The organism is Comamonas sp. B-9, from assembly GCF_000410635.1.
Classification (GTDB): domain Bacteria; phylum Pseudomonadota; class Gammaproteobacteria; order Burkholderiales; family Burkholderiaceae_C; genus Comamonas.
Map to the genome: position 1 here is coordinate 40,487 of NZ_KE148589.1, position 293 is coordinate 40,779.

At 70.3% G+C, this 293-nt stretch carries 1 pseudogene; it reads left to right on the plus strand.

The features are described 5' to 3' along the window. A pseudogene (locus tag H928_RS27905) lies at positions 1-293 on the plus strand (YgcG family protein); the annotation flags it as partial.

Sequence of the window (293 nt, forward strand, 5' to 3'; positions counted from 1 at the left end):
CAGCCTTGCCCAGATCAGCGCGCTGATCAAGGGCGAGGCGCTGCCGCCGCCCCGCAGCACGCCCCCTGCCCACAACCAGGCGTCGTCGGCCTTGCCCGATGACCCGGCGCAGCTGCTGCTGTTCTTCTTTATCTTTGTGATGGTGGGCGGCAGCGTGTTGCGCAGCATGCTGGGCCGCGCGCTGGGCTCGCTGGCCACCGGCGGCGCAGCAGGCCTGGTAGCGGCCTGGCTCACCTCCAGCGTGCTGCTGGGCATTGGCGCGGGCGTCGCTGCGCTCTTTGTGGTCTTGCTGG